This window comes from Streptomyces sp. NPDC043427 (assembly GCF_056436655.1).
Map to the genome: position 1 here is coordinate 43,443 of NZ_JBWKCC010000024.1, position 14,724 is coordinate 58,166.

Below are 14,724 nucleotides of genomic sequence, written 5' to 3' on the forward strand. Positions count from 1 at the left end.
TGTCGGAGTGTGGGGGATTCTGTTGGACGGTGGGGCGCCTTCGGAGTTTTACGAGCGGGAAACAGCACGTCAACAGGTAGGGGTGGGACGACGGGCGGCGAAAGTTTCGAGGGTTTTCGGGCGGGGCGGCAACGTCATCCGCCACGGCGGCGACTGGACCGCGTAGCTTCCCCCTAGGAAAGGAACGCCCAGTGCGTCAGAGCACCGGACGCCACCGCAGGACGGGTACGCTCTCCATCGCCGCGGCGGTGGCCCTCTCCTCCGGGGCGGGCGGCGTCTACCTCGGCCTGTCGAACGGCGGTGCCCAGGCCGCCACGACGACGGTCACCGTGGCCGGCACCACGCAACTGGAGTCGGCCGTGCGCAACGCCACCGCGGGCACCGTCATCCAGGTGCGCGGCGGCACGTACTATCCGACGGCCACCCTCAAGTCGACCGCCAGCGGCACCCGCTCGAACCGCATCACGCTCCAGGCGTACGGCGCCGAGAAGGTGAGGATCGACGGCTCCAAGCTGGCCGCAGGCTCCTGGCTCACCGGCGTCTACGGCAGCTACTGGACCGTCCAGAACCTCACCTTCCAGAACTCGCCGGCCCAGGGCCTCGTCGTCACCTCCTCCACCGGCGGGATCTTCAAGAACCTGGTCACGGCCCACAACGGCGACTCCGGGTTCACCCTGCGCGGCGACCACACGGTCGACAACCTCGTGCAGAACCTGGACAGCCACGGCAACCACGACCCCGCCGGGCACGGCCGGAACGCGGACGGGATCGCCGTCAAGTTCGGCTCGGGAACGGGCAACAAGGTGACCGGCGCGCGGCTGTACAACAACTCCGACGACGGCCTCGACCTCTGGCAGTTCTCCTCCCCGGTCACCATCGAGCACACCTGGGCCTTCGGCAACGGCAGGAACCGCTGGGGGGGCTCCGCGTTCCAGGGCAACGGCAACGGCAACGGCAACGGCAACGGCAACGGCAACGGCTTCGAGCTGGGCGGGGGAGGCGTGGCCGTCGCCCACGTCGTCAACAACAACGCGGCCTGGGACAACACGCTGAACGGCTTCACCCAGAACTCCAACACCGGCGCGGTGACCCTGAACCGGAACACCGCGTACTCCAACGCCCAGGCGGGCTTCTCCTTCGCCACGGGGAAGGCCCGACTGGCTCGCAACCTGGCGGTGGGCAACAAGGGGGGACTGTCGAAGCTGGGCAGGGCGACGGTGTCCGCGGCGAACAACTGGGACGCCGGCGTGAGCACGCCCCCCTTCAGATCGACGGACGCGACGAGCGCGTACGGTCCCCGCGCGGCCGATGGCTCCTTGCCGGCCACCGTGTTCTTGACGACGGGGTCCGCGAGCATCGGGTCGACGACGCATTGACGGTGCGGGGTGCCCGTGGCTTCTCGCGCAGTTCCCCGCGCCCCCTCGGGGGCGCTGAAACGCCCCGCCGGTCGTCACCGGCGGGGCGTTCTGGCGCCGACCGAGGGGGGCTCAGGTCGGCTGCTGCTGGCCGAGGGGGGCTCAGGCCAGCAGGTCTATTGAGAAGGTGTGTCTTCCATCTACCGGAAGAGACGCCAAAAGTGAACAGGTGGTTGTTCCCGCAGCACGAACTTCTGGAAGATCCGCTTACTTGTACGTGATGTCTGATGACGAGAACTTGCAGGTCTTTCCGTCCGCGCCCACGCCGAGCTCCGTCGGTTCCTTGCACGGCGCAGGAGGACTTGCCCTTGAAGGTGGCGGCGTCCTCGCCGACGTCCAGCCACCACACGTTCTGCAGGGTGCAGGAGCCCTTGCAGTGGACGCCGTCCGCACCGGGCGTGCCGATGATCACGTTCTTCAGGACCGCGCCGTCGGCCAGCTCGAAGACCGGGTCCTGGCCCTCCTCCTGGCCGCTGCCGCCCAGCTCGCCCGCACCGGAGAACTTCTTGAGCTTGCCGTCGTAGGTTCCGGAGACCTTGATCGTCGAGGAGACGGACTTGCTGCCGGAGGCTGTCGGCCAGGCGGACGCCGCGCCGGCCGACGTGAGCATCGTCGTGGTGACGATCGTCGCGCCGGTGATGCCGAGCGCGGCGGAGCCCGCGATCAGCGCACGCCGCTTGGTGACGTCGCGACGGTGCCGGACGCGGCCTGGTGCAGGAGCAGTCATGAACCATTTCCTCAAGTGCGTGGTGACTCTCGCGCCTTCTGGTCGCCACCGGTGAGGAAAGGGTTGCCCCGCCTTCGGAACTTCTCTACGAGTCGCCCTCGTCGTCCTGCGCCGCGAAGTCGCCGCCCACCGCGCGCTGTTCGCCGTTCGCGGTAGCGGTGATCCCGTAGCTGTCCTTGCGCGCGTCCCGGCCACCCCGGTCGTGGTTGTACTGCCCCGCGAACACCCACTCGCCCTTCTGGACCGTACGGCCCTCCTTGAGCACCCAGGTGTAGACGAGGAAGCCGTCCTTCTCGCCGACCTTCAGCGTGAAGTCGTCCTCGGGCAGCGAGCGCCAGGCGCCCGACGACGAGACCCCGCCGGTCTGGGCGACCTTCAACTGCACGGTCAGCGATGTGAGTTGCTGGGAGGTCCTGAGGGTGAGGTTGCTCTGCGCCCAGAAGTCGTTGCTGTGCGGGTCCACCGAGCCGTCCGACCACAGCGGGCCGTCCTCGACCCCGTCCGACGGCGGCAGCGCGGGCCCGGAGGCGGACGGCTCGGACTCGGGGGTGCGCGACGGCTTCGGGCTCGGCTTCTCCGCGTCCGACCGGCCACCGGAACTCGGCTTCGGGGACGGGGAGGCGGGCGGACGGCTGGTCGCGTCGGGCGAGCGCACCGGCGTCGGCGAGGCCTGCACCGTCTGCTGCTGCGGGGGTTCGTCCTTCACCGCCGACGCCACCGCGTAGCCGCCGACCGCCAGCATGCCCGCCACGGCGGCCGTGGCGCCCACGATGCGCGCCCAGCCCAGCACCGCCGGTCGCGTCGTCCGGTGGTCGCGCCGGTCCTTCTCGGTCATGCCGCGCTCGATCCTGGCCAGGATGCGCGCGCGGTCCGGCTCATGGGACCCGGCCGCCTCGTGCAGCCGGGCGCGCAGCTCGTCGTGCACGTCCCGCTGCATCGTCATCGGTCCCTTCCTCCGGCCTCACCGGTGCGCGCCATCGCCGCGTGCACTCTCTGCGGAGCTCTGTCCGTACCGAGCAGTCTCTGCAGCTCGGCCACTCCCTTGCAGGTCTGGCTCTTCACCGTACCGACCGAGATCCCGAGGGCGAGCGCGGTGTCCTTCTCCGAGAGGTCGAAAGCGTGTCGCAGCACCACACAGGCCCGTTTGCGGAAGGGGAGTCTACGCAGTGCCGACTGGACGTCCACCACGCCCGCGACGTCCGGGTTCTCGCACTTCTCCTCGCGCTGCGACCAGAACAGGGCGATCCTGCGGCGCTCGCGCACGGCGCTGCGGATGCGGGTGCGGGCCAGGTTGGCGACGACGCCGCGCGCGTACGCCACCGGATGGTCGGCCGCGCGCACCCGGTCCCAGCGGTTCCACAGGGCCAACAGCGCGTCCGCCGCCAGATCGTCGGCGGCGTCCGACTCGCCGGTCAACAGGTGGGCGAGACGGGACAGTTCGGCGTAGTGGCGTTCGAAGAAGGCATGGAATTCCACGGAGGCGGCGTCGTCGACGACTGTGCCCACGGGTGACCTCTTCTCGGTGCGACTTCCGGCACCTCACGGGGTGCCTGTGCGTGTCATGTGAATGACGCGAGGATGCCCCGGGGAGGGGCCGGGACGAGATCGGGAAGCGTAGCAGTGATCATCCACCTGGTTCGTACGGGGCTTCGAACGCCGTATGGTCGCCCGAACCCGATTCCGTAACACGGCGAAAACCTGGAACGGGTTCAACGAGGGAACAATCCAGCCAGCATCCGCACACCGTTCGAGCAGGCAGCAAGGAGCGTCCGTCCATGTCCGAAACGCAGAAGGTGGCCAACCGGTCAAGTGCCTCGCCACCTGCGGTGAACAGCCTCGACCGGTTCTTCAAGATCTCCGAGCGGGGATCCACCTTCGGCCGGGAGATACGCGGCGGCTTCGCCACGTTCTTCACGATGGCCTACATCCTTGTCCTGAATCCCATCATCCTGGGCAGCGCCAAGGACAAGTTCGGCCACCAACTCGACGCCGTCCAACTCACCACCGCCACCGCTCTAGTGGCCGCCGTTATGACGATCATCATGGGCGTCGGCGGCAACCTGCCCCTGGCGCTGGCGGCGGGCCTCGGACTGAACGCCGTCGTCGCCTTCCAGATCGCCCCGCTGATGAGCTGGGACGACGCGATGGGCCTTATCGTCGTCGAGGGCCTGCTGATCTGTGTGCTGGTGGTGACCGGCCTGCGCGAGGCCGTCATGCACGCCATCCCGCAGCCGCTGAAGCAGGCGATCAGCGTCGGCATCGGCCTGTTCATCGCCTTCATCGGCTTCGTCGACGCCGGCTTCGTCAGCCGTATCCCCGACGCCGCGGGCACCACGGTGCCGGTGCAGCTCGGCGGCACCGGCACCCTCGCCGGGTGGCCGATCCTGGTGTTCTGCCTCGGTGTGCTGCTGACCATCGGGCTGCTCGCCCGCAAGGTCAAGGGCGCCATCCTCATCAGCATCGTGACGATGACGGTCGTGGCGATCGTCATCAACTCGATCGCCGACATCAAGACCTGGGGCCTGACCACGCCGGCCTGGCCCGACAAGGTCGTCGACACCCCCGACTTCGGACTCATCGGTCACTTCAGCCTGTTCGGTGCCTTCAGCCAGACCAGCGCCATCACCGTCGTGCTGCTGATCTTCACGCTGATCCTGTCCGACTTCTTCGACACCATGGGCACCGTCGTCGGTATCACCGCGGAGGCGGGCCTGCTGGACGAGGAGGGCAAGGTGCCGGGCCTCGGCCGCGTCCTGCTCATCGACGGCGCGGCCGCGGTCGCCGGCGGCGCGTCCTCCGCCTCCTCCGCAACCTCCTACATCGAGTCCGCGGCCGGCGTCGGCGAGGGCTCGCGCACCGGCTTCTCCAACCTGGTCACCGGCGGGCTCTTCGCCCTCGCCCTGTTCCTCACCCCGCTGCTCACCATCGTCCCGCTCCAGGCCGCGGCCCCCGCGCTCGTCGCCGTCGGCTTCCTGATGATGACCCAGGTCAAGAGCATCGACTGGGACAAGTACGAGATCGCCATCCCGGCGTTCCTCACCATCGCCGTGATGCCGTTCACCTACTCGATCACCAACGGCATCGGCGCGGGCTTCCTCGCCTACGTCGTGATCAAGACGGTCCTCGGCAAGGCGAGGGAGGTCCACTGGCTGCTGTGGGGGGCGTCGGCACTGTTCGTGGTGTACTTCGCGATCGATCCGATCGAGCAGATCCTGGGCGTCAAGTGAGGTGAGGGGACGGTCCGGTCGGACCGTCCCCTCACCCGTGGTTACTTGAGCGCAGCCGCCATCGTCGCCTTCGCGACCGGCGCGGCGAGGCCGTTGCCGCTGACCTCGGACCGCGCCGCGTTGGACTGCTCCACGATGACCGCCACGGCGACCTCCTTGTCGCCGGCCTTCGCATACGACGTGAACCACGCGTACGGCGTCTGGCTGTTGTTCTCGCCGTGCTGGGCCGTACCGGTCTTGCCGCCGACCGTCGCGCCGGAGATCTTCGCGTTGGTGCCGGTGCCCTTCTCGACGACCGTCTGCATCGCCGACTCCAGCTGCTCGGCGGTCGAGGAGCTGACGATCTCCTTCGTGGTGGTGTCGTCGTCGTAGTCCTTCAGGACGTCGCCACCGCTGTCGGTGATCTGGGACACCATGTGGGGCGAGACCTGCTTGCCGCCGTTGGCTATCGCCGCCGACACCATCGCCATCTGGAGCGGGGTCGCCGTGACGTCGAACTGGCCGATACCGCTGAGGGCCGTCTGCGCGCCGTCCATGTCCGAGGGGTACAGGCTCGTGTAGGCGCGCACCGGCACGTCCTGGGCGTCGTTGTTGAAGCCGAACTTGTCGGCCATCGCCCTCACCTTGTCCTGCCCCAGGTCGACGGCCATCTTGCCGAAGACGTTGTTGCACGAGTACTGCAGGGCGGTGCGGATGGAGGCGTTGGCGCAGGGGGCGTTGGGGTTCTCGTTCCCCAGGTCGTTGGAGGAGCCCGGCAGCGGGTACGGGTCGGGGCTCTTCGTCTTCTCGTCCACCGACGAGTACAGCCCGTCCTCCAGCGCGGCCGCCGCCACGACCAGCTTGAACGTCGAGCCGGGCGGGAGCGGCTGCCGCAACGCCCGGTTGGTCAGCGGCTTCTCGGGGTCCTTGGTGAGCTTCGTCCACGCCTTGCCGGCGGTGTTGGCGTCGGTGAGCGACGACGGGTCGTACGACGGCGTCGACACCACCGCGAGGATCCTGCCGGTCTTCGGGTCGATGGCGACGGCCGCGCCCTTCTTGTCGCCGAGCGCGTCGTACGCCGCCTTCTGCACGTCCGGGTCGATCGTCGTGATCACGTTGCCCGGGTCGGCACGCTTGTTGGTGACAGTGTCCATCACGGTCTTCAGGCGCGTGTCCGTGCCGTTGAGGAGGTCGGCGTAGATGCCCTCCAACTGGGTCGGCGCGTAGGCCTGGGAGGCGTAGCCGGTCACCGCCGCGTACAACGCGCCGTTCGTGTACGTGCGTTTGTACGCGAGGTCGCTGCTCCCCGACCGGGTCGAGCCGGTGACGGACTTGCCGGCCACGATGATGTTCCCGAGCGGCTCCGCGTACGTCTCGATCGCGTTGCGCCGGTTGTCCTTGTCGTCTGCGAGAGCAGTGCCGTCGTAGAACTGCACCCATGTGGCCCTGACCAGCAGCGCGAACACGAGGAGCAGCGCGAAGACGGATGCCCGCCTGATCGTCTTGTTCATCCCAGTCATAAAGACGTTCGACGTGGAGTGGATCGTTCCCATGCGCCCGGCTTTCTCATCCTGTGTTCATGAAACCCGCTCGGGCGCGGTGGGCGGGCATCAGGCGAGATGCTGGAGGAAGATGGCGGTCGCCTCTTCGCCCAGGGGCGCATGGCGCAGGAATGCAGCGCCTCACCCCTCCAGCGTCAGCACGACCTCGTCGATCTCCTCGCCGCGGGCGTTCGCGAAGCCCCGGGCTGTCGCGCTGAGGCGGAAGCCGCACTTCTGGAGAACGCGCAGGGACCCCTCGTTGTCGGCGGCGGCGCGGGCGTAGAGGGGGCGGTCGGAGACCTCGGCGAGGAGGCCGCGCAGGGCGGCTGTCGCGACGCCGCGGCCCCAGTAGGCGCGGTCGACCCAGTACGTGACCTCGCGCTCGCCCGGCTCCCCGTACACTGCCGCGCTGCCGACCACGTCACCGTCCGCCAGGACGGTCCGCGCGACGTCGTCGGAGGAGCGGATGCGCTTCCAGAGGGAGTCGAAGGCGTCCCGGTCCGCGGGATCCTCGACGGTGAAGGCCGCCATCCGGGCGGCCTCCGGGTCGTTCAACAGCCGGAAGAACACCGGCAGGTCGCTGTCGTGCACCTCTCGCAGTACCACCCGCACCGTTCAGAGCCTCCGGGTCGCCAACGTCAGTCGGTCACGCGCGTCGAACAGGGCGTCCTTCACCATCTGCTCGTGAGCGGGCGTGAGTCTCGCCACCGGCACCGAGCAGCTGATCGCGTCACGGGCCGGAGTGCGGTACGGGATCGCCACGCCGAAGCAGCGCAGGCCCAACGTATTCTCCTCGCGGTCCACGGCGAAACCCTGCTCCCGCACCTGGTGCAGCTCCTCGATGAGCTTCTCCCGGTCCGTGATGGTGTGCTCGGTGAGGGCCGGCAGCGTCTCCGGCAGCATCTTGCGGACCTGCTCGTCGGAGTAGGTGCTCAGCAGCGCCTTGCCCAGCGAGGTCGAGTGCGCGGGCAGACGGCGGCCCACGCGGGTGAAGGGGCGCAGGTAGTGCTGCGACTGGCGGGTGGCGAGGTAGACGACGTTCGTGCCGTCCAGGCGGGCCAGGTGGATCGTCTCCGTCGTGTCGTCCGACAGCCGGTCCAGTGTCGGGCGGGCCGCCGCGACCACCTCGTCACCGTCGATGTACGAGGTGCCCACGAGCAGCGCCCGTACGCCGATGCCGTACCGCGTGCCCGTCGCGTCCGTCTCCACCCAGCCCAGCTCCACGAGCGTGCGCAGTAGCATGTACAGGCTGGACTTGGGATACCCGACGGCCTCCTGGACCGCCGCGAGGGAGTGCATACCGGGGCGGCCGGCGAAGTACTCGAGCAGCTCAACCGTCCGCACCGCGGACTTGACCTGCGCTCCGCCCCCCGTCTCGCCAGCCGACATCGCCCTTGACCCCTTCGTTCGACGGGAAATAGTCTCCGAGCACATCATTCATCATCAGAGACGGCGTTCAGTATATCGAACGCCCCTGGTGATGACGTAAGTAGTACTGCGGCATTACATGTGGAGGGACCCGCGGTGGCAGCAGCACCAGTCTGGAGTGTCGACCCCCGAACCGGGAAGCAGCGTGAACAGGTTGCGGTCGAGGCCACAGCCCAGGAGGTGGACGCCACCGTCCGCGCCGCGCACGACACGCGCGGGGCGCTCGCCGACCGCACCGTCCGCGCCGCCTTCCTGCGCAGCGCGGCCGCCGAGCTCGAGGCGGCCAAGGAGCACCTCGTCGAGGTCGCCGACGCCGAGACCGCCCTCGGCCCGGTCCGCCTGAACGGCGAGCTCGCCCGCACCTGCTTCCAGCTGCGGGCCTTCGCCGACATCGTCGACGAGGGCGCCTTCCTCGACGTCGTCATCAACCACCCCGACGACACCGCCACCCCGCCCATCCCGGACCTGCGCCGCTACAAGGTGCCGCTGGGTGTCGTCGCCGTCTACTCGGCGTCCAACTTCCCCTTCGCCTTCTCCGTCGCAGGCGGTGACACCGCGAGCGCCCTGGCGGCCGGCAACCCGGTCGTCGTCAAGGCCCACCCCGACCACCCGGCCCTGTCCGAGCTGGTCGCCAGCGTCCTGCGCCGCGCCGCCGCCGCGCACGACATCCCCGCGGGCGTCGTCGGCCTCGTCCACGGCTTCGAGGCGGGCATCGAGCTCATCAAGCACCCGCTGATCGCCGCGGCGGGCTTCACCGGGTCGGTACGCGGTGGCCGGGCGCTGTTCGACGCGGCGGCCGCGCGTCCGGTGCCGATCCCGTTCCACGGTGAGCTCGGCTCCCTCAACCCCGTCGTCGTCACCGAGGCGGCGGCGGCCGAGCGGCCGGAGGCGATCGGCCAGGGTCTTGCCGGCTCGATGACGCTGGGCGTCGGCCAGTTCTGTGTGAAGCCCGGGCTCGTGCTCGTGCCCTCCGGTGAGGCCGGTGACGGGCTGGTCAAGTCGCTGACGGATGCCGTCAGCGACACCGACGCGGGGGTTCTCCTCGATCACCGCATGCGGGACAACTTCGTCGCCGGGGTCGCCGAGCGAGCGGAGCTCTCCGACGTCGAGACGCCGGTGACCCCGGGTGCGGGCGGCGAGCACACGGTCAGTGCGGGGTTCCTCACGGTTCCGGCGGAGAAGCTTGCCACGTCCGGTGAGCACGACCTGCTCCTGGAGGAGTGCTTCGGGCCTGTCACGGTCGTCGTCCGGTACGAGGACGAGGCTCAGGCCAAGAGCGTGCTGGACCGGCTGCCCGGCAACCTCACCGCGACGGTGCACCTGTCGACCGACGAGGCTGCGGGCAAGGGGCGCGGGGCGGAGATCCTCGCGGAGCTGACGCCGCTGGCCGGGCGTGTGCTGGTGAACGGGTGGCCGACGGGGGTTGCCGTGGCGCAGGCCCAGCATCACGGTGGGCCGTACCCCGCGACGACGTCCACGTCCACGTCGGTGGGTGGGACGGCCATTGAGCGGTGGCTGCGGCCGGTTGCCTATCAGGGGGCGCCTGAGGCTCTGCTGCCGGCGGAGTTGCGGGACGAGAATCCGCTGGGGCTGCCTCGTCGGTTCAACGGGCGGCTCGAGCGGTAGCGCTTCGCGGTTCGCCGTAGGGGTGCGGGTGGATTGCGGGCTGCGGGTTGTCCGTGGCTGATCGCGCAGTTCCCCGCGCCCCTCAAGTGTCTCCACTGAGCCTGAGACGATAGGTCAATGGATTTCGAATTTCCCGAACTGCCTTTCCCTTTCCGTACCTACGGGCCCGACGGTCACTGGACCTACGAGGACGGGGTGCTCACCGGGTGGGCCGGGCCGCGGCAGGATCGTTTTGTGCCGCCTACCGGGGAGGGGCTGGATCCGGCCTCTGACGCGCCGCGGCTGCTGGGGTCGCCCGAAGGGGACTTTCAGCTGATCGCACGGGTGACCGTGGGGTTCGGCGCGGCGTTCGACGCCGGGGTGCTGTACGTGCACGTCGGGGAGCGGGCCTGGGCGAAGCTCTGTCTGGAGTACTCCCCGGATGTGCCCACCGTGTGCACGGTGGTCACCCGGGGGCACTCCGACGACGCCAACTCGTTCACCGTGGAGGGCAGTTCCATCTGGCTGCGGGTCAGCCGGACCGGGCGGGCCTTCGCCTTCCACGCCTCGCGGGACGGTGAGCGGTGGATCTTCGTGCGGCTGTTCACGCTGGGTGAGGAGAAGGAGACCGGGGCCGCGCTGGTCGGCTTCCTGGCGCAGTCGCCGATGGGGGAGGGGTGTGTGGTCACCTATGACCACCTCGAGTTCCGGCCCAACTGGCCCCGCGACCTGAGAGACGGAAGCTGAGGAACAAGGTCACCCCGAACAGAGCCGCGGCGATGGCGAGGCACATACGCATGCCCGTCACGAAGGCGCCGGAGACCAGCGCCCCGAAGACGGCGACGGCCAGGCCGCCGGCCACCTGGCGCGCCGCGTTGAGGACGCCGGCCGCCAGGCCGGCGCGCTCACCGGGCACCGAGTCCATCATCAAGGCGGTCAGCGGCGGCACGGTCAGCCCGCAGCCCACGGCCAGCGGGACGAACAGCGCGGCCACCAGGGCGGGAGACGTGCCGGCGTCGACGTGGAGCAGGGCGAGCAGGCCCGCGGCGGCGAGGCCCTGGCCCAGGAGCATCGGCAGGCGCGGGCCGTACCGGCCGGCCAGCTTTCCCGCCAGCACGTTGGTCACTCCGATCAGCGCCGTCATCGGCAGGAACACCAGCCCGGCGTGCAGCGCGGAGCGGCCCTGCACCTGCTGGAAGAAGAGCGAGAAGACGAACACCACGCCGTAGAAGGCCACGCTGCACGCGGCGCCCGCCGCCACCGCCGCTGTCACCGCCCGGCTGCGGAACAACTCCAGCGGGACCACCGGGTTCGGCTGCCGTGCTTCGATGCGCAGGAACGCGACCCCCGCGACAGCGGCCACGACGGCGGTGGCCCAGCCCGCCGGGCCGCGCTCGATCACCGCGAAGGCGAGGGCGGTGAGGGCCAGCGCGGCCGTCGCCTGGCCGGGCAGGTCCAGGGGCGCCGGGCGGCGCTCGGAGCGGGGCGCGCGCAGCAGCAGGGCGAGGGCCACGGCGCCCAGGGGCAGGTTGATGAAGAAGACGCCCCGCCAGTCCCAGGCCGTCGTCAGCGCACCGCCCGCCACCGGCCCCAGGGCCACCGCCACCGAACCCCCCGCCGTCCACACGGCCGTCGCCCGGGCCCGGCGGGCCGGATCAGGGTACGCCTGTCGCACCAGCGCGAGTGACGCCGGGAGGACGACGGCTGCCGCGAGACCCTGCACGGTGCGGGCCGCGATCAGGGCCGGCAGGCTCGGTGCGAGGCCGCAGGCCGCCGAGGCGAGCGTGAAGAGCGCGATGCCGATCGCGTAGGCGCGGCTGGCCCCGGCCCGGTCCGAGAAGGCGCCCGTGGAGAGCATCAGGGACGCGAAGGAGAGGGTGTACGCGTCCACCACCCACTGCAGGCCCGACATTCCGCCGCCCAGCGCGGAGTCGATCGACGGCAGGGCCACGTTCACCACGGACGCGTCGAGGGTGATCAGGGCGAAGCCCAGGAGGGCGGCGGTGAGGGTGAGAGCGGGGGAGGACGCCGGCCGGCGTCTCCCGTCGGCCAGTTGTGTGTTCCGCGTGAGGGGATCCGTGGTCGTGCCTCCATGCCGGGGAACATCGGCGGCCCTCCCCCCACGGTATCGCCGGAACCGTGTGTGGCCGGGACCACGTCATCGGTTGCATGATCAGTGAGCGAGTGACCGGAAGCCGAGTGATCCGCAGCGTCCTGCCCGCCGAGGCGGAAACCGTCGCCGCGCTGCACGTGCGGGCCCGGGCGACGTACTACCCGGACGGTCTGCCCGACGACGGCGTCGACTGGGTGGCCAGCTGGCGCGCGGCGATCGAGCGGCCCGGCAGCCACGTGCTGTGCGTCGTCGAACGGGGCCGGATCGTCGGCCTCGCCTCATTCCGTACCCCGGAGTTGCGTACCTCGGAGTTCCGTACGCCGGAGGGCGCTCCCGCGGACACGGTCAAGCTGTTCCAGTTCCACGTCGACCCCGACCACTGGCGCGCCGGCATCGGTACGGCCCTGCACGCGGCCTGTGTGGAGCAGTGGCGGGCCGACGGCCGGCGAAGCGCCGTCCTCGACGTGCACGTCGACAACCGGCGGGCCCAGGCCTTCTACACCCGCCAGGGATGGGAGCCCGCCCCGGAGAACCCGCCTGCCGAGGGGGACCACCACCTCTATCTGCGCTACCGGGTCACCGGGGAATGAACCGGGGAATGAAAGCGGCTGCTTGAACGTTCATGGACCCGGCGGAGGGAGTCTCCGCGCCCCGCACGACCCTGGAGAGAGCCGACACCATGCGCGTCGAGATCTGGAGCGACATCGCCTGCCCCTGGTGCTACGTGGGCAAGGCCCGCTTCGAGAAGGCGCTCGAGGCCTTCCCGCACCGCGACGACGTCGAGGTGGTGCACCGCTCCTTCGAGCTGGACCCGGGCCGTGCCAAGGGTGACGTCCAGCCCGTGATCACCATGCTCACCAGGAAGTACGGCATGAGCGAGGCGCAGGCCCAGGCCGGCGAGGACAACCTGGGCGCGCAGGCCGCCGCCGAGGGCCTCGACTACCGCACCCGGGACCGCGACCACGGCAACACCTTCGACATGCACCGCCTGCTGCACCTCGCCAAGGAGCAGGGCCGGCAGGACGAGCTGATCCAGATCCTGTACCGGGCCAACTTCGCCGAGGAGCGCTCGCTCTTCTCCGAGGGCGACGAGCGGCTCGTGGAGCTGGCCGTCGAGGCCGGTCTCGACGCCGAGGCCGCCCGCAAGGTCCTCGCCGACCCGGCCGCCTACGCCGACGAGGTGCGCGCCGACGAGCGCGAGGCGGCCCAACTCGGCGCGAACGGCGTGCCCTTCTTCGTCCTCGACCGCAAGTACGGGGTCTCCGGCGCGCAGCCCGCCGAGGTCTTCGCCCAGGCGCTGACCCAGGCGTGGGGTGAGCGCTCGCCGCTGAAGCTGCTGGACGAGGGCGGCGCCGAGGCGTGCGGTCCGGACGGGTGCGCGGTGCCGCAGCAGGGCTGAGCCGGGAAAGACGCAGGTCGGGGCGGATCCATAAGCGTTCGTTGGGGGCATCCTGCAGGAATCCGCAATGGACCTGGAGGTCTCCGGGGCCCACAGTGGACCCATGGAGACCTTCGAGACCCTCGTCCGCGCCGAGTTCGCCCCGAAGAACACCTACCTCAACACCGCGAGCAACGGCCTGCTCCCGGCCCGTACGGTCACCGCCCTGCACGAGGCGGCGCTGCTGCGGGCCGAGGGCAGGCCGCTGACCGCGCTGTACGAGGACGTGGAGGCCTGCCGGGCCGCGTACGCCCGGCTCGCCGGTGTCCCGGCCACCCGGGTGGCGGTCGGCGCCTCCGTCGCCGCGCACACGGGCGTCATCGCCGCCTCGCTGCCCGCGGGCGCCGAAGTCCTCACGGCGGAGGACGACTTCACCTCCGTACTGAACCCGTTCCACGTCCGCGGCGACCTCAAGGTCCGCACGGTGCCGCTGGAGCGGATCGCCGAGTCCGTCCGCCCCGGCACGGCACTCGTCGCGGTCAGCGCCGCCCAGTCCGCGGACGGCCGGATCGCCGACCTGCCCGCCCTGCGCGAGGCGGCGCAGGCGCACGGGGCGCGCACCTACGTCGACTTCTCCCAGGCCGCCGGCTGGCTGCCGATGGACGCCGACGCCCACGACTACTCCGCGTCCGTCTCCTTCAAGTGGCTGCTCGGCCCGCACGGCACGGCCTTCCTGGTGGTCCCGGAGGACTTCGGCGGGCTGACGCCCGTGCTCGCCGGGTGGGTCGCCGCCGAGCGGCCCTGGGACAGCTGCTACGGGCCCGTGGCCGAACTCGCCCACTCCGCACGGCGGTTCGACCTCACCCACGCCCTGTTCACCTTCGCGGGGCTGCGTCGCTCCCTCGATCTGATCGAGGAGCTCGGCGTGGACGCCGTGCACGCCCACGACGTCTCCCTCGCCGACCGCTTCCGGGCGGGACTCGCCACACTCGGCCACGAGCCCGTGCCCGCCCCCGGTTCGGCGATCGTCTCCGTGCCCGGACTCGGTTACCGACAGCCCGAGTTGGGCGAGGCGGGCATCCAGGTCTCCGACCGCGCGGGCAACCTGCGCGCGGCCTTCCACCTGTACAACACGGCCGCGGACGTGGACCGGCTGCTGGACGTGCTGGCGGGCTGAGCCGACGCCACGCCCGGCTGAACACACGGAAGCGGGGGGGGGGGGGGGGGGGGGGGGGGGGGGGGGGGGGGAGCGGGGGGAGGGGGGGGGGGGGGGGGGAGGTGTGGAAGGTCAGCTGCCTGGTGCATGGTCGC

14 protein-coding genes and 1 pseudogene are annotated in these 14,724 nt (G+C 70.5%); 8 read left to right on the forward strand and 7 right to left on the reverse strand.

The genetic code is table 11. The features are described 5' to 3' along the window. The first annotated feature begins 191 nt into the window (after nt 1-191). A complete protein-coding gene (locus AC067M_RS31120; RefSeq protein ID WP_478700369.1) occupies nt 192-1,376 on the forward strand; it encodes a right-handed parallel beta-helix repeat-containing protein in 1,185 nt (394 codons plus the stop codon). A 325-nt stretch (nt 1,377-1,701) separates the two neighbouring features. Here AC067M_RS31120 and AC067M_RS31125 read toward each other — a convergent pair. Continuing rightward, nucleotides 1,702-2,025: pseudogene (locus AC067M_RS31125) on the reverse strand (pectate lyase); the annotation flags it as partial. On the opposite strand from AC067M_RS31125, the gene AC067M_RS31130 reads away from it, so the two are divergent. Then, a complete protein-coding gene (locus AC067M_RS31130; protein WP_478700475.1) occupies nt 1,952-2,197 on the forward strand; it encodes a hypothetical protein in 246 nt (81 codons plus the stop codon). The pseudogene AC067M_RS31125 and the gene AC067M_RS31130 overlap by 74 nt on opposite strands. 30 nt (nt 2,198-2,227) lie before the next feature. Here the strand turns inward: AC067M_RS31130 and AC067M_RS31135 are convergent, their stop codons facing one another. Together AC067M_RS31135 and AC067M_RS31140 are read right to left on the reverse strand one after the other, a co-directional pair. Next, nucleotides 2,228-3,085: a hypothetical protein gene (locus AC067M_RS31135; RefSeq protein WP_478700370.1), complete on the reverse strand. Its 858-nt coding sequence runs from the start codon at nt 3,083-3,085 to the stop codon at nt 2,228-2,230. After that, nucleotides 3,082-3,648, reverse strand: a complete 567-nt coding sequence (locus AC067M_RS31140) for a SigE family RNA polymerase sigma factor (RefSeq protein ID WP_478700371.1) — start codon at nt 3,646-3,648, stop codon at nt 3,082-3,084. The genes AC067M_RS31135 and AC067M_RS31140 overlap by 4 nt, the downstream gene beginning before the upstream one ends. Before the next feature lie 269 nt (nt 3,649-3,917). Here AC067M_RS31140 and AC067M_RS31145 point away from each other — a divergent pair, with 269 nt between their 5' ends. Next, nucleotides 3,918-5,369: an NCS2 family permease gene (locus AC067M_RS31145; protein WP_478700372.1), complete on the forward strand. Its 1,452-nt coding sequence runs from the start codon at nt 3,918-3,920 to the stop codon at nt 5,367-5,369. A gap of 41 nt (nt 5,370-5,410) precedes the next feature. On the opposite strand, the gene AC067M_RS31150 is transcribed toward AC067M_RS31145, so the two are convergent. From AC067M_RS31150 to AC067M_RS31160, 3 genes are all read right to left on the reverse strand, one after another. Further along, the gene (locus AC067M_RS31150) at nt 5,411-6,859 is read right to left on the reverse strand and encodes a peptidoglycan D,D-transpeptidase FtsI family protein (protein WP_478700373.1); all 1,449 of its coding nucleotides are present in this window, start codon (nt 6,857-6,859) and stop codon (nt 5,411-5,413) included. Between the two features lie 171 nt (nt 6,860-7,030). Beyond that, nucleotides 7,031-7,501 (reverse strand): GNAT family N-acetyltransferase, encoded by a 471-nt coding sequence (locus AC067M_RS31155; protein WP_478700374.1) that lies wholly within the window; start codon nt 7,499-7,501, stop codon nt 7,031-7,033. 3 nt (nt 7,502-7,504) lie between these two features. Beyond that, a complete protein-coding gene (locus AC067M_RS31160; protein ID WP_019067473.1) occupies nt 7,505-8,278 on the reverse strand; it encodes an IclR family transcriptional regulator in 774 nt (257 codons plus the stop codon). 135 nt (nt 8,279-8,413) lie between these two features. Between AC067M_RS31160 and AC067M_RS31165 the strand changes: the two genes are divergently transcribed. Further along, nucleotides 8,414-9,943, forward strand: coding sequence for an aldehyde dehydrogenase (NADP(+)) (locus AC067M_RS31165; protein ID WP_478700375.1), 1,530 nt, complete (start codon nt 8,414-8,416; stop codon nt 9,941-9,943). Nucleotides 9,944-10,060: 117 nt separating this feature from the next. Beyond that, on the forward strand, nt 10,061-10,669 hold the full coding sequence (locus tag AC067M_RS31170; protein WP_478700376.1) for a DUF1349 domain-containing protein: 609 nt from the start codon (nt 10,061-10,063) through the stop codon (nt 10,667-10,669). Here AC067M_RS31170 and AC067M_RS31175 read toward each other — a convergent pair. After that, a complete protein-coding gene (locus AC067M_RS31175) occupies nt 10,608-11,975 on the reverse strand; it encodes an MFS transporter (protein WP_478700471.1) in 1,368 nt (455 codons plus the stop codon). The two genes, AC067M_RS31170 and AC067M_RS31175, sit on opposite strands and share 62 nt — an antisense overlap. 116 nt (nt 11,976-12,091) lie before the next feature. On the opposite strand from AC067M_RS31175, the gene AC067M_RS31180 reads away from it, so the two are divergent. The 3 genes from AC067M_RS31180 to AC067M_RS31190 all read left to right on the forward strand — a co-directional run bounded on the left by AC067M_RS31180 (nt 12,092) and on the right by AC067M_RS31190 (nt 14,590). Beyond that, nucleotides 12,092-12,625 carry an N-acetyltransferase family protein gene (locus tag AC067M_RS31180; protein ID WP_478700377.1) on the forward strand — a complete coding sequence of 178 codons (534 nt, stop codon included), beginning with the start codon at nt 12,092-12,094 and terminating at the stop codon, nt 12,623-12,625. A gap of 89 nt (nt 12,626-12,714) precedes the next feature. Then, nucleotides 12,715-13,434 (forward strand): DsbA family oxidoreductase, encoded by a 720-nt coding sequence (locus tag AC067M_RS31185; RefSeq protein WP_478700472.1) that lies wholly within the window; start codon nt 12,715-12,717, stop codon nt 13,432-13,434. A 103-nt stretch (nt 13,435-13,537) separates the two neighbouring features. Beyond that, a complete protein-coding gene (locus AC067M_RS31190) occupies nt 13,538-14,590 on the forward strand; it encodes an aminotransferase class V-fold PLP-dependent enzyme (protein ID WP_478700378.1) in 1,053 nt (350 codons plus the stop codon). Nucleotides 14,591-14,724 lie beyond the last annotated feature (134 nt).